Below are 18659 nucleotides of genomic sequence, written 5' to 3'. Positions count from 1 at the left end.
CGCGGCGTCAGAGCACGGGCGGGGTGTGCCAGATCCGGTCGATGTAGTCGCGCATCGACCTGTCGGACGAGAAGAAGCCGCAACGCGCGATGTTGAGGATCGCCGACCGGGTCCAGGCATCCTGGTCCGCGTATGCGGCATCCACCTGGGCCTGCGCCGCGATGTACGACGAGTAGTCGGCGAGCACCATGAACCGGTCGTCGTAGAGCAGGTTCGAGACGATCGGCTCGAACACCGACCGGTCGCCGTCCGAGAACGCGCCCGACGCGATGAGGTCGATCGCGCGGCGCAGGTCGTCGTCCTGCTGGTAGAAGTCCGCAGGGCGGTAGCCCTTCGCCCACAGCGCCTCGACCTCGGGCTCGGTCATCCCGAACAGGAAGAAGTTGTCGTCGCCCACGAGCTGGCGGATCTCGACGTTCGCGCCGTCGTCCGTGCCGACCGTGAGCGCCCCGTTGAGGGCGAACTTCATGTTGCCCGTGCCCGAGGCCTCCTTGCCGGCGAGCGAGATCTGCTCCGACAGGTCGGCGGCGGGGATGAGCCGCTCCGCGAGCGTCACGTTGTAGTTCGGCGGGAACAGCACCTTGAGCCGCCCCTCGACGCGCGGATCCTCGTTCACGACCTTTCCGACCGCGTTGATGAGGTGGATGATGCGCTTGGCCATGATGTAGCCGGGTGCCGCCTTCGCGCCGAACACGAACGTGCGCGGCTGCACGGCGGATGCGGCGACCCGCCCCGACGCGATGCCCTCGTACTCGGTCACGATGTGCAGCACCTTGAGCATCTGCCGCTTGTACTCGTGCAGCCGCTTGACCATGACGTCGAGCATGTGGTCTTCACTGACGTCGAAGCCGTCGCGCACATGCAGCACATCGCTGAGCCTGCGCTTGTTGGACGCCTTCACGGCGGCGAACTTCGCGCGGAACTCCGGGTCCTCCGCGTACGCCTCGAGCCCCCGGAGCCGCTCGAGATCGATCGTCCAGCCCGCACCGAGCGCCTCCGTGATGAGCGACGCGAGGTCGGGATTGGCAAGGCGGATGAATCGTCGCGGGGTCACGCCGTTCGTGACGTTCGTGAACTTGCCCGGGTAGAACTCGTCGAAGTCCGGCAGGACCTTGTCTCGCAGCAGCTGGGAGTGCAGCTCGGCGACGCCGTTGACCTTGGCACCCGCGACCGTCGCGAGGTAGGCCATCCGCACCGAGCGGTAGGGGTGCTCGCCGATGATGGACATGTTGCGGATGCGCATCTCGTCGTCGCCGAAGCGCTCGCGCACGGCCTCGAGGAACTCCTCGTTGATCCGGTAGATGATCTCGAGATGGCGGGGCAGGAGGCGCCCGAGGAGATCGACCGACCACACCTCCAGCGCCTCCGGCAGGAGCGTGTGGCACGTGTACGCGAAGCACTGCTGCGTGATGGCCCACGCGTCGTCCCAGTCGAGCCTGCGCTCGTCCAGGAGCACGCGCATGAGCTCCGGCACCGCGATGACGGGGTGGGTGTCGTTGAGCTGGAAGATGACGCGGCTCGGGAGCTTCTCGAGCTCGACGCCGTCGCCCAGGACGTTCTCGAGGAAGTCGCTGATCGACGCCGCCACGAAGAAGTACTGCTGCTGCAGGCGCAGCTCCTTGCCCTGGGGCGTCGAGTCCTCGGGGTAGAGCACCTTCGAGATGTTCTCGGCGTACGTCTGAGCCCGAACGGCCTCCTCGTAGTCCCCCGAGTTGAAGACCCGCAGGTCGAAGCTGCTGGTCGCGACCGCGCGCCAGAGACGGAGGGTGTTGACGCGGCCGTTGTGGTAGCCGGGGACCATGTAGTTGTAGGGGACGGCGAGCACGTTCCATCCGGGAATCCAGCGCGAGCGCTCCACGCCGTCGTCGTCGACGTACTTCTCGGTGTGCCCGCCGAACGAGATGGTCTGCGCAGCCTCGGGGTGCGGGAACTCCCACGGCGAGCCGAGGCGCAGCCACGAGTCGGGCTGCTCGACCTGCTGGCCGTCGACGAACGTCTGGCGGAAGATGCCGTACTCGTACCGGATGCCGTAGCCGATGCTCGGGACGCTCATCGTCGCGAGCGAGTCGATGAAGCACGCCGCGAGGCGCCCGAGGCCGCCGTTTCCCAGACCCGGCTCGACCTCGATCTCCCGCAGCTCTTCGAGGCTCACCCCGCAGGCGGCGAGCGCCTCCGTCGCGACGTCGGTGAGTCGCGCGGCGAGGAGATTGTTGTCGAGCTGGCGGCCGAGAAGGTACTCCGCGGACAGGTAGCACACGGTCTTCGGCTTGATTTCGCTGAGCCGGCGCTGATCGTCCAGCCAGCGGGCCATGAGGTAGTCGCGCACCGTCTGTGCGAGCGCGAGGTAGCGGTCGTTGACGCTGGACGCCGAGAGCGAGACGCCCAGCTCGAAGTTGAGGTTGTGCAGGAACTCGCGCACGAACCCGTCGACGCTGGCCGGGGGCGCTGTGACGGGGGCGAGCGCGAGCGGGTGCGTGGCACCCAGCGCGTGGACGATCGGAGCGGCAGAGGCGGTGGCTTCTTCGGGCACAGGAGAACGCTATCGATCCCGGCCGCCCTGCGGGGATCCTCCCCGCCGTTGCGCGCGAGAGTTTACATCCCTGTCACCCGGGGGATGCATCTCGCGCAACGTCGATCACGCTCTCGACCTCGGCCTCCCCGACGGGCTCGCTCGCGGCGAGCGCCGGCCCGAGGCCGATGTCGGCCAGCACGACGCGGCCCGCGAGCTCGGGCCCGCGCCCGCGCACGAGTCCCGCCTTGACCGCGCCGAACGTGACGGTGACGGATGCCGGCAGCACGAGCCCGTCGGCGGTCGTGCCGTCGTCGGGGTGGAGGCCGCTAGGCAGGTCGACCGCGACGACGGCGATCGTGCGGGATGCGGCATCCGGGATCAGGGTCGACACGACGTCGCGCGCTGTGCCGCGCAGGACGGGAGCCCCGTGCGTTCCCGTGCCGAGGATCCCGTCGATCACGACATCGGGGCGGGATGCGGCCGCCTCGGCCGCGTCGACGATCCGGGCGCCGGCGGCGAGAGCCGCAGCCAGGCCCTTCGCGTGATGCGCAGGCGACGTCGGGAGGACGTCGACCGCACGCGCGCGGGCGGCGCCGTCCGCGAGGAGGAGCGCCGCGGCGAACAGCGCGTCGCCGCCGTTGTCTCCCCCGCCCACGAGGACCAGCACCCGCCGACCGCTCGACGCCGCCACGAGGGCGCCCGTGACCCTCGCGAGCGCGGCCGCCGCCCGCGACATGAGGGGCACGCCCGCCTCGATGAGCGGACGCTCCGCCTCGCGCACCTGAGCGGCCGTGTAGACGGGCACGAGCTCAGGCACGGCTGCGCTCCCTCTCCTCGTCGCCACGGGCATGCTGCAGCTCCTCCGTCGCGACCCGCACGGCCTCCTCCGCGCGTCGGACGCGTCGCTGTGCGAAGGTCGAGGCGCCGTGCCGCGCCCGCACGCGGTCGTGCTCCTCCTCGACGCCGACGATGATGTACGCGCTCGCGATGAGGATGACCTGTGCCGAGAGGTTCAGCCAGAGCAGGAGTGCGATGAGGGCGGCGAACGACACGAGCAGCGGGTTCGAGGCCGCTCCGCCGACGAACAGGCTCGACAGCTCCTGCAGCACCGTCAGCCCGACCGCTCCCAGGAGCGCGCCGCTCCACAGCGAGCGGGCCGATGCGCGCACGCCCGACAGCACGAGGAAGAGCACGGCGATCACGGCAGCGTCGAGAGCGAAGACGACCAGGATCGACACGATGCGGCCGCTCGTCAGCGCGACGGGATCGCCGGGTCCCTGTCCGAGCCACTCGCTCACGACGCGCAGCCCGGTCGTCGCGAGCGCCGTCACAGCCGCCGAGGCACCGAGCGCGGCGCCTATCCCGATCGCGAGAGCCAGGTTGCGCAGGATGACCCAGACCCACAGCACGTCGTCGTGCGTGTTGTCGGCGAGCACGTGCAGCGCCGTGCGGAGCGACGCGATGGCTCCCATGGCGGATCCGACGAGACCGATGAGCGACACGATCGTCGCGATCGTGAGTCCCGCGGGAACCGGGATCGCCGAGGGGTCGACGAGTCCCTCGTCTCCCTCGCCGAGCAGACCGGGGACCGCCGCGTTCACGGCGTCGACGAGCGACTGGAACGCCGTCGGGTTGCCCGCGAGCCATATCGCGGCGAGCGAGAAGCCCAGCAGGACGCCTGCGAAGACGCTGAACAGGGTTCGGTACGTGACGCTGTCCGCGAGCACGGGCCCGCGATGCTCCGTGTACAGCAGGAACGCGCGCACCGGCTTGAGAGTCAGCGCCCACGCGGTCGCCCGCGCCGCGAGCTCCCGCAACCGCGTCTGCCCAGGCATTCCGTCAGGCTAACCCGCCGGAGACCCGTTCGTCAGGTGAGACGGATGCCGCACACGGCTCCCAGCACGGCGATCCACGCTCCCGCGAGCATCCAGGGACCGAACGGGATCGCGGTGCGACGGTCGGCTCGGCGCGCCGCGACGAGCACGAGCCCGTACGCTCCGCCGAGGACGAAACCGGCGAGCGCGCCCAGTGCAAGGGCGTCCCAGCCGAGCCACGCGAGATGAAGGCCGACGGCGCCCGCGAGCTTGACGTCGCCTCCTCCCATGCCGCGCGGGCTGAGGAGGCGCAGGACGAGATAGAACGCGAAGAGCGCGCCCGAGCCGATCAGCGCGCGCAGGAAGCCTTCGCCGTCGTGCGCCGCGGCGCTCGCCGCCGCGAACAGGGCGACGCCCGCGAGCCACAGCGGCAGCACGATCGCGTTGGGAAGGCGGTGGCTGCGCAGATCGACGACGGCGAGCACGACGCTCGCGATCGCGAAGCACACGAAGGCAGCGGCTGCGAAGACGTCCGTCCAGAGCACCGCATCTGTCTAGCATCGTCGGCGCACGGGTCGGCGCACGGGACCGCGCTTCTGTGGAGAGACGCCGTCACCCGTCGAGGATGTCGAGCCGGACGGTCACGATGCCCCCGTCGACGATGCCCTCGGCATCGCGCACCGCCTTCTTGAGGGGCAGGACGTAGGCGCGGCGACCGCCGTCGGGGAAGATCGAGGTCCGCCAGTCGGAGCCGCCGATCCGCGCCCGCACGCGCACGGAGCCGAACCCGCGTCGCGGGCGTGGGATCTCGCGGATCTGATCGCTCAGGTCGTCGGGAAGCGCCGCGAAGAACCAGTCCTCCGCGCGGGCCGACCAGCGGAAGACCTCGCCGTCGAACTCGACGATCACCGCGTCACCGTCCGAACTGCGGTGCCCAGTCCTCGTCGAGCTCGGGTCCCGTGTCGGGCGAGAGCCGCGAGTCGGCGGTGCGGTTCCAGCGCGCGCCCTCCGGCCAGCTCGCCGCGAACGTCGGGACGACGCGCCACACGCGCCGCCACAGGTCGCGCTGCGTCGCGATGGCCCGCGCAGAGACGGGCATCCGAAGCTGCGGGTCGAAGCGGACGCCGTCCTCGGGTCGAAGCCGGATCGTGAGGTCGAGGTCGTCGTGGATGCGCGGGTTCGTGCGGTCGACCCTGTCGCGCACGCGCTTCCACACGCGCGTGCGCATCGCGAAGTTCGACCCGTAGACGAGCGGGATGCCGAGCCACTTCCTGACCCAGTAGTGGCCGCCGCCGATGTACCAGTGCTCGCCGAGATAGTTGACGAGCGGGCTGCCGCCGTAGAACTCGGCGGCGCCCGTGAGCACGCCGAGGGTCGGGTCTGCCACGAACGCGCGGACGATGCGGGCGATCCAGTCGGGATGCGGGCGGGAGTCCGCGTCGAGTCGCGCGATGATGTCGGCCGAGGCCATCGCCTCGTCGTAGCCGCGGGCTGCGGCGGACGAGACGCCGACGATGGACTCCGTCACGAGGTGGGCGCCGAAGTGCCGCGCGACGGCGGCGGAGGCATCCGCACTCGCGTTGTCGACGACGACGATCCGATTCGCGGGATGCGTCTGCGCCGCGAGCGCGGCGAGGCACTCCTCGAGGAAGTCTGCATCGTCGCGGCACGGGATCACGACGGTCACACGCGGCGGCAGAGGCACATCCTCACCCTACTCGCGGGGTGCCGGGGCTGTGGTCAGGGCACGGCGTGGGCGCGATTTCACGTGCGCGTGACGAGCAGGATCGCGAGGTACGCGACGTACGCGGCGACGAACGCGCCGCCTTCGACGCGGGTCACACCTCGATGCGTGATGAACACGGGAATGCACACGAGCGCGACGGCGAGCATGACGGGGAGGTCGATCATGACCAGATGCGGGTCCAGCGCGATCGATCCCGGCGCGAAGAACAGCGACGTGCCGAGGATGATGGTCACGTTGAAGGTGCTCGATCCGATGAGGTTGCCGATCGCGATGTCGCGATCGCCGCGGATCGTCGAGATGATCGTCGTCGCGAGCTCCGGCGCACTCGTCCCGATCGCGACGATCGTCAGGCCGATGATCGCGTCCGAGACCCCGACCGCGCGCGCGAGGTCGACCGAGCCGGTCACGAGCCAGTCGGCGCCGAAGAGGATGACGGCGAGCCCCGCGATCAGCAGCACGACCTGCAGCACGGCCGGCCACGCACCGCCCGACGGCTTCTCGGGCGGGTACTCGTGCTCGAACTCGGCCTTCACGGCTGCGTTCTCGCGCTTGGTGAAGACGAACAGCAGCGCCAGGTAGACGAGGGCGAGGGCGAACAGCACGACCCCGTCGACGACCGAGAGGCTGCCGTCGAGCGCCAGCAGGAGGACGACGGCGGACGCGATGGCCATGGAGGGCAGGTCGAGCTTGATCGTCTGAAGGTGGATCATGATCGGTCGGATCGCGGCGGAGAGCCCGAGGATCAGCAGGAGGTTGACGACGTTCGTGCCCGCGATGTTGCCGACCGCGAGGGAGCCCGCGCCCGATCGGATCGCGTCGATCCCGACCGCCAGCTCGGGCGCGCTCGTGCCGATGGAGACGATCGTGAGCCCCACGAGCAGCGGCGGGACGCCCATCCGCCGCGCGAGCCGCGACCCGTACCGCACGACGAGCTCGGCGCCGACGATGAGGGCGACCAGGCCCAGCACGATCAGCACCACTGCCACGCTCCGACCCTATCGTCGGCACCGTCCGGGCTCGACGGCACGCGTGCGAGCTCCCTCCGACGTAGGCGTCGCGACGTCTGAGGCGGATCAGGCGTCGCCGCGCTCAGTCTGGGACGATCACGGGCGGCGAGCCGCACAGATCGGTGCGGCGCCACGCCTCCTCGACACGGCTCAGCGGCAGCCTCGCGACCGCTCAGGGGGTCTCGCGCGGGAGAGTCCCGGCGTCTGAGGCTGCCCGTCGGCCGAGCGCGTCGAGCCCCGCCGCGAGGGCGACGGCGACGACGTAGACGACGAGGTCGCGCACGTCGAAGACGGTCCCGAGGATGAGCATGGCGGGCGGGAACGCCGTGCCGGCGCGCAGCGGGAGCCCCGTGAGCTGGAACAGCTCGACCGCGACGCACCACGTGCCGACGACCGCCGCGGCGGCGACGGGCGCCCAGCGCGGGGCGAGCGCCACGACGACGAGATACGCGGCGACGGCATACAGAGCGTCGCCGGCGACATCCGACCACGCGGCATCCGGTGCGAGCAGGTGGATGCCCAGGCCCGCCCCGATCGCGCCCGCGAGCGCCGCGACCCCGAGGAGGCGTCGACGGGCCGCCCTCACCACAGCGGGTGGATCGCGGACCGAAGCTTCGCGTCGTAGACGGCGTGGACGGCGGCATCGAAGACCTCGAGGATCTCCGCCGCCTCCGGTGTGCCTTCGAGCAGCACGGCCGCCTCGGCGTTGGCCGCCGCCTGCACGACGCTGCGGGCACCGGGGATGACCGTCGTGACCCCGCGCTGCGCCGAGATCCACGCGAGGGTCGCCGCAGGGAGGGGGACGCCGTCCGGGAGAGACGCGGCGAGCGTCCGCGCCGCGTCGAGGCCGAGGTCGAAGTCGATTCCAGAGAACGTCTCGCCGCGGTCGAATGCCTCGCCATGGCGGTTGTACGTGCGATGGTCGTCCGCGCTGAAGGTCGTCGCCGCGGTGTACGTGCCGGAGAGCAGGCCCGATGCGAGCGGCACGCGCGCGAACACCGCGACACCTGCGGCCTCGGCGGCGGGGAGGACGGCGTCGAGCGGCTTGAGACGGAACGGGTTGAAGATGATCTGCACGTTCGTGACGTTGGGTCGCGCGATCGCCGCGAGCGCCTGGTCGCACGTCTCGACCGACACGCCGTAGGCGGCGATCGCACCGTCGGCGACGAGCTCGTCGAGGGCGTCGTAGGTCGCGTCGGCCTCGATGACGGCGGTCGGCGGGCAGTGCAGCTGCACGAGGTCGAGCGTCTCGACCCCGAGGTTGCGGCGGCTGCGATCGGTCCACGCGCGGAAGTTCTCGGGCGTGTAGTTCTCGGGCTCCTGCGCGACGCGTCGGCCCATCTTGGTGGCGACCGTCACGTCGCGATCGGGGTGCTCGGCGAGGAAGCGGCCGATGAGCGACTCGGAGCGCCCGTCGCCGTAGACGTCGGCCGTGTCGAAGAGCGTGACACCGTGAGCGGCCGACGCCTCGAGCACCGCGAGCGCGTCGGCATCGGTCACGGCTCCCCAGTCGGAACCGAGCTGCCACGTTCCGAGGCCGATGGCGGACGCCTCGCGGCGGGTCCGGCCGAGGGGGCGGTACTGCATGAGCGTTCCTTCCGTCGTCCGGCCGCCCAGACTACAGCGAGGGCTCTCTCGTCGCCCTCTTGCCGGACCGGCCCAGCTGGCTGCTGTCCTCGGAGGAAGCGACGTTCCCCCGCTGCGCGTCATCCCTCGATGGAGAGGAACTCGCGCGACCGCACTGCGCGCCCACGGAGCCGATGCAGGCGCCTCGCCACCCTCGCATCGAGGGCGTCAGGCGCGGATGTAGACGGGTGTTCCGAGCGCCAGCTGCGCGAGCCTCGCGATCGCCCCTGGGTCGAGGCGGATGCAGCCGTTGGAGATCCGGCCCGAGCGGTCGTCGTGATAGTGGAACGCCGTCACGGCGACGCTCGCTCCCGCGAACCCGTCGAGGGTCGGCGACTGGACCGACAGGTACACGAGCGGATTGCCGCGCGTGTACCAGAGTGCGGAGTCCGTGCGGATGAGCATGACGAAGGACCGCCCGAGCGGAGTCGGCGTCGCCTCGGTGCCCCATGCGAAGTCCGTCGCGACGCGCTCCGTTCCGCTCGTGCTGACGATGTCGACGGTGCGGGCCGAGATGCTCACCTCGACGCGCGTGTCGATCGGGAGGATGACGACATCCTGCGTTCGCAGCCACCCCGTGACCTGGGCGGGGTTGCCCTGCGAGGGATACGCCTGTCTGCCGGTCAGGAGCACCTTCACCCAGTGGTCCTGACGTTCGACGATCGGCACGGTCGTGCCGTCGAAGACGTATGCCCGCGGCAGGGCGCCGACGGGCTCGCCGAGGGGGTCCGCGAAGACGGGCGCCGCGTCGTAGAGGGAGCGCGCGACCTCGCCCGTGAACGACCCGAAGGGATCGTCGTCGACGGGCAGGGACGGAATGACGGCGAACACGTCGACCTGCGGCAGCGCGAGGACGTCGTACGCGGTCGTGTTGGCGGGGAACCCGGCGGGGGTGGGGGTCGGAGCAGCCGACGGGGTCATGGGCGCACTCGCCGCCTCCGTGGGCGTCGGCGTGTCCCCGGGAGAGACGGATGCCGCGGGCTCGCCCGGCCGCAGAGCCCACGCGCCCACGACGACGGCTCCGAGCGCGAACGTCACAGCGAGCCCGGTCCACAGCGCGCGGCGCGGGCGTCGCGCCCCCGTCGCCGCGCTCGGCCGGCCGTCGTCCATACGCCCATGGTCGGTCGTCGGGCCGGATGCCGCAATGTGCCGCCGAGCACGGCTGCGGCGGAGAGTCTCCGACGCGGCGCGATCGCAGACGGCCGAGGGCAAGGGAGAAGCCGCGAGGGACGAACAGAGGGGGCCGGCCCTCCGGCCGACCCCCTCTCCCTGGGTAGGGGCTTTTCGCGCTACGCCTTCGCGGCGGCGGTCTTGCCAGCGGCGGCCTTCGCGGGCGCGGCCTCCGCCGTGCCGTCGGCCTTGCCCGAGATCGCGACCTCTCCGCGGCCCGAGCGGACCTCGTCGAAGGACGTGCCGTAGTAGGCGGCCTCCATGAGCGTCTTCATGTCGGCGAGCATCGGCATCCGCGGGTTGGCGGGCGCGCACTGGTCGCCGTAGGCGGCCATCGCGAGCTCGTCGAGGCGTCCGATGAACTCGGCCTCGTCGACGCCCTGCTCCTGGAAGGAGTCCTCGATGCCGACCTTCGCCCGCAGCTCCTCGACGGCGCGGGCGTAGCTCTCGACGCCCTCCTCCGGCGTGGACGCCGGCAGGCCGAGGTGCGCGGCGATCTCCTGGAAGCGCTCGGGTGCGATGTACGTCTCGTACTTCGGCCAGCTCGTGAGCTTCGTGGGGATGCGGCCGTTGTAGCGGATGACGTGCGGCAGGTACACGGCGTTGGTGCGGCCGTGCACGAGGTGGAGCTTCGCACCCGTGACGTGCGCCATGGCGTGGACGAGACCGAGGAACGCGTTGCCGAAGGCCATGCCCGAGATGGATGCCGCGTTGTGCATCTTCTCGCGGGCCTTGAGCTCTGCGGCATCCGTGCTGTTGGGCTGCGCCTTGGCGCTGGCCTCGATGTTCTCGAAGATGAGCTTGATCGCGTGGAGGCACAGGCCGTCGGTGTAGTCGTTCGCGTAGACCGACACATAGGCCTCGGTCGCGTGCGTGAGAGCGTCGAATCCCGCGTCCGCGACGAGGAAGCCCGGGAGCACCTTCGTGAGCTCGGGGTCGACGATCGCGACCGACGGCGTGAGCGCGTAGTCGGCGAGCGGGTACTTCATGCCCGTCTCGTCGTCGGTGATGACGGCGAACGGCGTCATCTCGGAGCCCGTGCCCGACGTCGTCGGGATGCAGACGAGCTTCGCGAGGGCGCCCAGCTCGGGGAACTTGAACGCGCGCTTGCGCACGTCGAAGAACTTCTCGCGCATGTCGGAGAACTGCACGTCCGGGTTCTCGTAGAGCAGCCACATGACCTTCGCGGCATCCATCGGCGAGCCGCCGCCGAGCGCGATGATCGTGTCGGGCTTGAAGTCGCGCATCTCCGCGGCGCCGGCGCGCACCTGCGTGACGGTGGGCTCGGGCTTGACGCGGTCGAGGATCTGGAACTGCACGCGGTTCTCGCGGCGGTTCAGCACGTCGACGATCTTGTCGACGTAGCCGAGGCTCGCCATCGTCTTGTCCGTGACGATCGTGACGCGCTCGACGCCCTTCATCTCGGCGAGGTAGCGGATGGCGTTCGGCTCGAAGTACGTCTTCGCGGGCACCTTGAACCACTGCAGGTTGTTGTTGCGGCGGCCGATGCGCTTGACGTTCACGAGGTTGGCGGCGGAGACGTTGTTCGATACCGAGTTGCGGCCGTACGAGCCGCAGCCGAGCGTGAGCGACGGCATGAAGGCGTTGTAGATGTCGCCGATGCCGCCGAGCGCCGACGGCGAGTTCTCGATGATGCGGACGGCCTTGACGCGCGCAGCGAAGCGCGCGATGACGTCGGCGTCGTTCGAGTGGATGGCTCCCGAGTGGCCGAGGCCGTCGAAGTCGACCATCTGGCCCGCAAGCTCGATGCCCTCCTCGACCGTCTCGGCGCGCAGCACCGCGAGGACGGGGGCCAGCTTCTCGCGCGTCAGCGGCTCCTGCGGGCCGACGCTGCCGACCTCCGCGAGGATGATCGACGTGTCGGCGGGAACCGTGAAGCCGGCCTGCTCGGCGATCCACACGGGCGACTGGCCCACGACCTTCGCGTTGAGCTTCGCCTCGGCGCAGTTCGCGTCCTCGGCGGAGACGCCGAAGATGAACTCCTCGAGCATGCGCTTCTCGTCGGCTGTCGCCATGTAGGCGTGCAGACGCTCGAATTCGGCGAGCGCCTCGTCGGCGATCGGCGCGTCGAGGATGACGGCCTGCTCCGACGCGCACACCATGCCCATGTCGAACGACTTCGACATGACGACGTCGTTGACGGCGCGGGCGACCTTGGCGGTGCGCTCGATGAACGCGGGGACGTTTCCTGCGCCGACGCCCAGCGCCGGCTTGCCGCACGAGTACGCCGCGCGGACCATGGCGTTGCCGCCGGTCGCGAGGATGAGTGCGACGCCCGGGTGGTTCATGAGCTCGCCGGATGCCTGCATCGAGGGCTCCTCGATCCACTGGACGCAGTTCTCGGGAGCGCCGGCCGCGATCGCCGCATCGCGCACGATGCGGGCGGCGGCGACGGACGAGTTCTGCGCGGACGGGTGGAAGCCGAAGATGATGGGGTTCCGCGTCTTCAGCGCGATGAGCGACTTGAAGATCGTCGTCGACGTGGGGTTGGTGACGGGGGTCAGCGCCGCGACGACGCCGACGGGGTCGGCGATCTCGGTGATGCCCGTGAGCTCGTCGTGCGAGATGACGCCGACGGTCTTCTGGTTGATGATCGAGTTGGTCACGTGCTCGCACGCGAACATGTTCTTGACGGCCTTGTCTTCGAACAGGCCTCGGCCCGTCTCCTCGACGGCCATGACGGCGAGATCGCCGTGGTGGTGCAGTGCCGCCACCGACGCCTTGCGCACGATGTGGTCGATCTGCTCCTGGTTGAACGAAGCGTATTCACTGAGCGCCGTCTGCGCTCGCGCGACGAGAGTGTCGATCGCGTTGGACATCGGATCCTCCTACCCAGGTCGGGCCGAGTGCCCGCACCTTTGCCCTGCGTCCATCGTAGCGCATGTGGTCTGACCACACAAGGCGTGGTCAGACCATGACGGACACGGCGCCCTCCAGCGAATGAGTGCGGAAGTCGTGGCGACGGGATCACGCCGGGGTCGTGCACCGCGTGATCCGCCGCCAGCGGGACATGCCAGTATGTGGAGGTGAATACCAGTGCCGTGGTGGATGTCGTCACTCCCACGAACCGTTCGGGCGAGTTCATGCGCGAGGCGACGGCTTCCGTCTTCGGGCAGAGCCACGCGCACTGGAGCTACGTCATCGTCGACAACGGCTCCCCGGATCCAGCCGCACTCGCGGACGCGGTCGAGGCGGCAGTGGGCGCGACGTCCGATCCGCATCACTCGCGGTCTCGGGTGACGATCGAGCGCATTCAGACGCGCGGCATCTCGGCCGGGCGCAATCACGGCGTGACGCAGGGCACCGGCGACTACGTGGCCTTCCTGGACGACGATGACTTCTGGGATCCCGACTACCTGGAGGAGATGGTGGCCGCGCTCGAGGCCGAACCGGACGCGGTGGCCGCCTACGCGGCGGGTCGATTCGTCGACGAGGCAGGTGTGCCGTTCGGTGAATGGAAGGCCGAGCCTGCTTCGCGAGCGGAGATGCTTCGCGGGGAGCAGCCCTTCCCTCACATTCCGGCCTTTGTGGTGCGACGCCGTTCCGCCGAGCGAGTCGGATGGTTCGACGAGAGCCTCCATCGCGCCGAAGACATGGAGTTCATGTGCCGGCTGCTGATCGAAGGCGAGTTCGTCGCAGTTCCCCGCGTCCTCGTTCACTACCGCAGGCACGTCGGCGCCGAGACCGTACGGTCTGACGCGATCCGAGTGACGTGGGAAGCGAGCGAGCGATTCCTCTCGCGCCACATCCTCGATGCGCGAGACCGAGGCGACAGCGACGTGGCGGGTCACCTCATCGAGAACCGGCGACGAGCTCGCCGTATGTTCGCCGCCCACGAGGCGGGGAAAGTGCTCCGGGCGCACAGGACACCCCGCGAGCTCGGCGAGGTGTGGAAGAGCATCCGCCAGGCGATGACGCTCGACCCGATCGGTTTCCTCGCGTCGCTCTTCGGGCAGGCCGGTGGCCGCATCCGCAATCGCGTCGCCGCAGTCACTGGGCGGTAGCTCCTGCGGGCGCCGACGTGAAGCGCGCAGGAACGTGCCGCCCGGCACGAGCGAGCACGTCCGCCGACGCAGCACGCCCCGAGCGCCCGATCACGCGATGTCGGCCTCCTCCACCACGTGCGCGACAGTGATGGACAGCACTGCTCCGGAGAGCCCGTGCTCGGGAAGGCTCTCCGCGACCGCGGCATGGACGGCGCGGCATGTCTGCGCGGCACCGGACGCGGCATCCACTCCGATCGAGACAGCCACGTGCGCATTCGCGCCCTCTCCGTCGATGACGACGAGCGGAGCATCGCCGCGAAGCCCGATCAGCCGTGCACCCGCGTCGACGATGCTCGACACGAGCGACCCCGAGCGGTACACCTCTGACACACCGGGCGTCGCCCGGACGGCAGCTTCGACGGCAGTCGCGGCCTGTCGGTGCCGTGCGGCGCTCATGGGGCGCTCCCCTCCGGATCGGGCCCGGGCAGCGATCGGATGTCGTACACCGTGATGTCGATGCCGACGACGTTCAGCTCGGTATGGAGCCGGAGCCGGCCCGCGATCTCGGCCCTCAGGCGAGAGGCCAGGTGTGGGATCGGCTCGCCGTACGGCACGCTCGTGTCGATCTCCACACGGATGGGCGCGCCCGGCAATGTCACGTCGCCGTCGAGCCGGCAGCTGCCGATCAGCACGCCGGGGAAGGCGTTCTCGGCCGCTCGGATGAGTCCACGGACCGCGCCCTCCGTGATCCCGAGGTCGGCAGAGTCGTCGGGGTCCGCGAACGGGATGCGTCGGCCCGAACGCGCGTCGAGTGCGATGCCGCCGAGCACCCTCTTGACCCATCCTTCGTCTGCGGGAGGCTCGGCCGCGGCATCCGCCGCGAGCAGCGCGGACGTGAGTCCGCGCAGCCTCTCGAGAGCGTCGAGGGCGAGCCGGCATCCCGCATGCTCCTCGATCGACGGGTTGCGCGGAACACGGCCGGCATCGAGGTAGTCGCTGAGCTCGTCCATGGTGTGGCCGCCGAGATCGTCGGGCTCGAAGCCGAGGCGGCGGGGATCGGGTGCGCGCTGGTCGGTCATCGCCATTCCTCCATCCGCACGATGATGTCGCGGCGGGCCCTCGCGAGCAGTCCCCTGACGGTCGAGGCCGGGACGTCGAGCTCCCCCGCGATCTCGTCGTAGGAGAGCCCGCCGAGTTCGCGCAGCACCCAGCACTGGCGCTGCGCGTCGGGCAGCTCGCGAAGGGCTGCCCCGAGCGCCGCCACCTCGGCGCGGGTCTCGACGATGCGCGGCGGTGTCGCCTCGATGGGAAGCGGATGCTGGATCTCGTCGATGTCGACCTGCGGGCGCGTCGACCTGATCCGGTCGACGGCCTTGCGGCTCACGATGCGCATGAGCCAGCTCTTGACCTTCGCGGGCTCTGCGAGCTCGGGAAGGCGTTGCCACGCCGTCACGAGCGCATCCTGCACGATGTCGTCGACGTCCGAGCTGCCCGGCAGCATGCGGCGGGTGTAGGCGCGCATCATCGGCGTGTATCGACGCACGAGCACGGCGAACGCCGCCACATCGCCATCCGCCGCTCGGCCCGCCACGATTCGGTCGTCGGCATCCTCCAGAGCGTTCCCATGGTGGTCACCCGTCATGCACCGTCCCCCTCGTGGAGCACCCTCCCCGGAGGGAGCCGGTACGGCGGCATCGTCGCCGCCGCACCGACCCCATCCTCCCCCAGAGTGCGGGTGCGTCGCGCGGGATCATCCGCGCACATCATTCCGTCGCTCGTCGTCCGGCGATGAGGCCGTAGATCAGCAGGACGATGAGCGAGCCGCCGACGGCGAGCAGCCACGTCGACAGCGAGAAGAACGACTGCAGGTCGACGTTGAAGATCAACCCGCCCAGCCACCCGCCGAGCATCGCCCCGACGACGCCGAGCAGAAGAGTGACGAACCATCCGCCGCGCTGCTTGCCGGGGATGATGAGCTTGGCGGTCGCGCCAGCGATCAGACCGAGCAGAAGGAAGCTGAAGAAGCCCATGGAACGTGTCCTTTCAGAGAGGGGTGGGGATCGGCGGCCCGCTCGATGCGGCCCGCCGGGGTCGCGACTACTTCTCGACCGAGTCCTCGACGTCCGAGGCGACAGTGTTCAGGTGACCCTTCACCTGGTCGGCCGATCCTTCGGCGACGAGCCTGTCGTTGTCGGTCACCTTGCCGAAGGCCTCCTCGGCCTTGCCCCCGATCTTGGCGGCGGCACTCGTGATGCTGTGTTCTGCGCTCATGGCGTCTTCTTCCTTTCGGTTCGCGACCCCGGCATTGCCGGGATCGACCTTCTTCGCGTCACTCGGTCGGGATCAGCCGGCGAGCTCGCGAACTCTGCGCTGCGTCTTCGCGAGCGCCTTGCGCGCTCGCTTGGCGATGCGACTGCGGGATCTCTTCGCCTCGGGGCTCCTCCACAGTCGTTCGACCTGATGGCGCAGGTCCTCGTAGTTCTTGCCGCGCGACCTCGCGGACTCCACGCCCACGAGATAGGCGGCGACCGCCAGGATCACGAGGATCACGATGTTCTTCCGCATGCGTCCCTCCTCCTCCTTCTTCTTCTTGTCAGCGCACTCGCGTGCGGGACCCTGCTGCGACGAGCGGGGTCCGGCCTGTCAGATGGACCAGGACCGGGACGCGCACCCCCATGAGCGCGTCCCAGTCACTGGCGACTTGCTCCGCGGCGGTCAGCACGCGGACGAGATCGGCGCCGCGTCGCACGACGACGGCGAGCTCCACTGCGGGTGCGCCCTTCACGCGGAAGACTCGCGCTCGCGCGGAGAGCACATCGGGGCGCGCGTCGATCGGCCCCGCGAGAAGGGACTCCGCGACGCTGCGGTCGGCCGAGGTCGCTCCGCGCTCGTCTGCGACCCGCAGCACGGTGCGTGAAGCGCCTCGCCCGCGCGTGAACACGAACACGGCGAGAAGGGCCGCGAGCACGATCCCCGCCGCGAGCACGATGAGCACGAGCGCCGAGACGCTCGTCCCGTCAGGAAGAGCGACCGTCGATGCGTCGTAACGATCGGCGATGGCGTCCGAGAGCCGCGCAAGCCAAGCCGTCCACGCCGACGCCCAAGCGGGCTGCGCGCCGGCAAGGAGCCCCGCAAGCCCCGCGGCGCCTGCTGCGACCCCGAGCAGCAGCAGTACGGCACGGTTGAGGAGACGACTCGTCGATGTCATGCGATCACCCCGTGAGCCGCCACGACCGCTGTCGTCGGCGTCGGGAACCCGACGGCGGCGAGTGTCTCCGCGGCGGCCGCCTTCGCCGACGCGGCGTCGACGGGAACCCCGCTGATCGGAACGACCGTGACCGCCGCCCGTCGTCGCGCCATGGTCACGACGACCTGCGCGCGGGCGACCTCGCAGCGCGCCGCGACGGCGTCGGCCGCGGCATCCGCCAGTACGCCGTCGTCGACCAGCATCGCGACGCGCAGCGCGATGCGTCCCCGACGAGCGCGGCGGCCCGGTGCGACGGCGAGCGCGATGAGGGCGACCGCGAGCACGACCCCGACGGCGCCCGCCACGATGAGGAGCGAGCGTCCATCGACGGCGGTCACGACGGCGGCGACGGCCGTGGACAGTGCGTCGCGCATGCGCAGGTTCAGGAGGCTGCCGACGACGGCCGCGATCGCCCCGACGAGGACGAGGGCCGTGAGCGAGGCGACGACGATCGCGGCCAGCGATCGTGACGAGTGGGTCTCTCGGTGCAGGATCCTCCGGTACACCGCCTGCTCGCTCGCCGTCATGAGCGCCCGCCTTCTCCGTGCCGGACACCTGCGAACCTGACGTCGACTCTCTCCACTCTCCGCGCCGCGAGGTCGCGCATGCCGGAGATGACACCGCCGCGAACCGCCGAGCCTCGCTCGAGCAGCGTCTCGTCGCGCCGCGACGCCATGCGCAACGGCATCGTGACCGACACCTCGAGCGCTCCGGCCCTGTCGGCGAGCGTCGCCGACACGAGCCGGTGGGGCACTCTGCCGGCCTCGCCCGCGAGCTGCGCGACGAGCCGCTGCAGCGCACGAGCGCCGATCAGGGTCCTCCCCCTCGTCGCGCCGCGCGTCCCTGCGATGCCGTCGGCACTCATGATGACGTGCGCCGCCCGCGGACGGCGTCGGCGAGGGCATGGATGTCGAGCCGCCCCTCCACGAGGCGGGCGGCGGCTGCGCCCACGAGCATCGCGACCGCAACCAGCACGCATGCCCAGAAGCCGAGTGCGATCCACGTGAGAGCGAGCGCCCCACCCGCGGCGGCACCGACGACGGTGGGGGTCACTGGACTCGCGCCTCCTGCGACCCGGAGCTCTCGGAGTCCTGGTCCTCATCGGTCGGGACGTGCACGTCGTTGACCGTCACGTTCACCTCGGCGACCTCCATGCCGACGAGGTCCTCCATCGCGCGCACGATCGCCGTGCGCACGTCGTCGGCGACCTTCTGGAGGGCCACCGGGTACTCCGCGACGATGGTGACGTCGACGGCGACCTGCTTCTCCCCCACCTCGACGCTGATCCCCTGCGAGAGATCGGTCGTGTTGAGGGCATCCCGGATGGCGCCGATCGCCCGCGCCGCTCCGCCCCCCAGCGCGTAGACGCCGCTCACGTCGCGAGCCGCGATGCCCGCGATCTTGGCGACGACCCCGTCTTCGATCGTGGTCTTCCCGGCGGCGCGCGACTCCGGCGCCCCCGTCGCGCGGATCTCGGCCTGCGTGTTCGCCGCAATGTTCGCCATGATGACTTCCTCCCCTTCGGATGT

The 18659-nt window shown here is 70.3% G+C and carries 23 protein-coding genes; 1 reads left to right on the top strand and 22 read right to left on the bottom strand.

Annotated elements, in window-relative coordinates; translation table 11 throughout:
• Positions 1-7: 7 nt before the first annotated feature.
• The 11 genes from FHS08_RS12810 to adhE form a co-directional block, all read right to left on the bottom strand.
• Complete coding sequence (locus FHS08_RS12810) at positions 8-2485, bottom strand: glycogen/starch/alpha-glucan phosphorylase (protein WP_208382596.1); 2478 nt, start codon at positions 2483-2485, stop codon at positions 8-10.
• A gap of 118 nt (positions 2486-2603) precedes the next feature.
• Positions 2604-3329, bottom strand: a complete 726-nt coding sequence (locus FHS08_RS12805) for an NAD(P)H-hydrate epimerase (protein ID WP_341800415.1) — start codon at positions 3327-3329, stop codon at positions 2604-2606.
• Positions 3322-4347 carry a YihY/virulence factor BrkB family protein gene (locus FHS08_RS12800; RefSeq protein WP_167039995.1) on the bottom strand — a complete coding sequence of 342 codons (1026 nt, stop codon included), beginning with the start codon at positions 4345-4347 and terminating at the stop codon, positions 3322-3324. The genes FHS08_RS12805 and FHS08_RS12800 overlap by 8 nt, the downstream gene beginning before the upstream one ends.
• Positions 4348-4379: 32 nt before the next feature.
• On the bottom strand, positions 4380-4871 hold the full coding sequence (locus FHS08_RS12795) for a prepilin peptidase (protein ID WP_167039992.1): 492 nt from the start codon (positions 4869-4871) through the stop codon (positions 4380-4382).
• Positions 4872-4938: 67 nt separating this feature from the next.
• Complete coding sequence (locus FHS08_RS12790; protein WP_167039990.1) at positions 4939-5235, bottom strand: DUF1905 domain-containing protein; 297 nt, start codon at positions 5233-5235, stop codon at positions 4939-4941.
• A 4-nt stretch (positions 5236-5239) separates the two neighbouring features.
• Positions 5240-6031, bottom strand: a complete 792-nt coding sequence (locus FHS08_RS12785) for a glycosyltransferase (RefSeq protein ID WP_167039988.1) — start codon at positions 6029-6031, stop codon at positions 5240-5242.
• Between the two features lie 59 nt (positions 6032-6090).
• A complete protein-coding gene (locus FHS08_RS12780) occupies positions 6091-7059 on the bottom strand; it encodes a calcium/sodium antiporter (protein ID WP_167039986.1) in 969 nt (322 codons plus the stop codon).
• Positions 7060-7252: 193 nt separating this feature from the next.
• Positions 7253-7669, bottom strand: coding sequence for a DUF2809 domain-containing protein (locus tag FHS08_RS12775; protein ID WP_341800414.1), 417 nt, complete (start codon positions 7667-7669; stop codon positions 7253-7255).
• On the bottom strand, positions 7663-8667 hold the full coding sequence (locus tag FHS08_RS12770) for an aldo/keto reductase (RefSeq protein WP_167039984.1): 1005 nt from the start codon (positions 8665-8667) through the stop codon (positions 7663-7665). Before FHS08_RS12770 ends, FHS08_RS12775 begins: the two co-directional genes overlap by 7 nt.
• A 207-nt stretch (positions 8668-8874) precedes the next feature.
• Positions 8875-9816, bottom strand: a complete 942-nt coding sequence (locus FHS08_RS12765) for a L,D-transpeptidase (protein ID WP_167039982.1) — start codon at positions 9814-9816, stop codon at positions 8875-8877.
• 179 nt (positions 9817-9995) lie between these two features.
• On the bottom strand, positions 9996-12716 hold the full coding sequence (gene adhE / locus FHS08_RS12760) for a bifunctional acetaldehyde-CoA/alcohol dehydrogenase (protein ID WP_167039980.1): 2721 nt from the start codon (positions 12714-12716) through the stop codon (positions 9996-9998).
• A 201-nt stretch (positions 12717-12917) separates the two neighbouring features.
• Between adhE and FHS08_RS12755 the strand changes: the two genes are divergently transcribed.
• Entirely contained in the window at positions 12918-13901 is a 984-nt protein-coding gene (locus tag FHS08_RS12755; protein WP_341800413.1) for a glycosyltransferase, read from the top strand.
• A 90-nt stretch (positions 13902-13991) separates the two neighbouring features.
• On the opposite strand, the gene FHS08_RS12750 is transcribed toward FHS08_RS12755, so the two are convergent.
• The 11 genes from FHS08_RS12750 to FHS08_RS12700 form a co-directional block, all read right to left on the bottom strand.
• The gene (locus FHS08_RS12750) at positions 13992-14339 is read right to left on the bottom strand and encodes a hypothetical protein (RefSeq protein ID WP_167039976.1); all 348 of its coding nucleotides are present in this window, start codon (positions 14337-14339) and stop codon (positions 13992-13994) included.
• Complete coding sequence (locus FHS08_RS12745; protein WP_167039974.1) at positions 14336-14962, bottom strand: Asp23/Gls24 family envelope stress response protein; 627 nt, start codon at positions 14960-14962, stop codon at positions 14336-14338. Before FHS08_RS12745 ends, FHS08_RS12750 begins: the two co-directional genes overlap by 4 nt.
• The gene (locus FHS08_RS12740; RefSeq protein ID WP_167039972.1) at positions 14959-15525 is read right to left on the bottom strand and encodes an RNA polymerase sigma factor; all 567 of its coding nucleotides are present in this window, start codon (positions 15523-15525) and stop codon (positions 14959-14961) included. Before FHS08_RS12740 ends, FHS08_RS12745 begins: the two co-directional genes overlap by 4 nt.
• A 121-nt stretch (positions 15526-15646) precedes the next feature.
• The gene (locus FHS08_RS12735) at positions 15647-15913 is read right to left on the bottom strand and encodes a GlsB/YeaQ/YmgE family stress response membrane protein (RefSeq protein ID WP_167039970.1); all 267 of its coding nucleotides are present in this window, start codon (positions 15911-15913) and stop codon (positions 15647-15649) included.
• 67 nt (positions 15914-15980) lie between these two features.
• The gene (locus FHS08_RS12730; protein ID WP_167039968.1) at positions 15981-16154 is read right to left on the bottom strand and encodes a CsbD family protein; all 174 of its coding nucleotides are present in this window, start codon (positions 16152-16154) and stop codon (positions 15981-15983) included.
• A gap of 72 nt (positions 16155-16226) precedes the next feature.
• On the bottom strand, positions 16227-16448 hold the full coding sequence (locus FHS08_RS12725) for a hypothetical protein (protein WP_167039966.1): 222 nt from the start codon (positions 16446-16448) through the stop codon (positions 16227-16229).
• A 28-nt stretch (positions 16449-16476) separates the two neighbouring features.
• Entirely contained in the window at positions 16477-17091 is a 615-nt protein-coding gene (locus tag FHS08_RS12720; RefSeq protein ID WP_167039964.1) for a hypothetical protein, read from the bottom strand.
• Positions 17088-17657 carry a hypothetical protein gene (locus FHS08_RS12715; RefSeq protein WP_167039962.1) on the bottom strand — a complete coding sequence of 190 codons (570 nt, stop codon included), beginning with the start codon at positions 17655-17657 and terminating at the stop codon, positions 17088-17090. Before FHS08_RS12715 ends, FHS08_RS12720 begins: the two co-directional genes overlap by 4 nt.
• On the bottom strand, positions 17654-17995 hold the full coding sequence (locus tag FHS08_RS12710) for a hypothetical protein (RefSeq protein WP_167039960.1): 342 nt from the start codon (positions 17993-17995) through the stop codon (positions 17654-17656). The genes FHS08_RS12715 and FHS08_RS12710 overlap by 4 nt, the downstream gene beginning before the upstream one ends.
• Positions 17992-18183, bottom strand: a complete 192-nt coding sequence (locus FHS08_RS12705; RefSeq protein WP_167039958.1) for a hypothetical protein — start codon at positions 18181-18183, stop codon at positions 17992-17994. The genes FHS08_RS12710 and FHS08_RS12705 overlap by 4 nt, the downstream gene beginning before the upstream one ends.
• Positions 18180-18635: an Asp23/Gls24 family envelope stress response protein gene (locus tag FHS08_RS12700; protein WP_167039956.1), complete on the bottom strand. Its 456-nt coding sequence runs from the start codon at positions 18633-18635 to the stop codon at positions 18180-18182. The genes FHS08_RS12705 and FHS08_RS12700 overlap by 4 nt, the downstream gene beginning before the upstream one ends.
• Between the last annotated feature and the right edge of the window lie 24 nt (positions 18636-18659).

It is taken from the genome of Microbacterium ulmi (assembly GCF_011759705.1).
GTDB classification, from domain to species: domain Bacteria; phylum Actinomycetota; class Actinomycetes; order Actinomycetales; family Microbacteriaceae; genus Microbacterium; species Microbacterium ulmi.
This window is presented reverse-complemented; position numbering and strand designations above follow the sequence as displayed.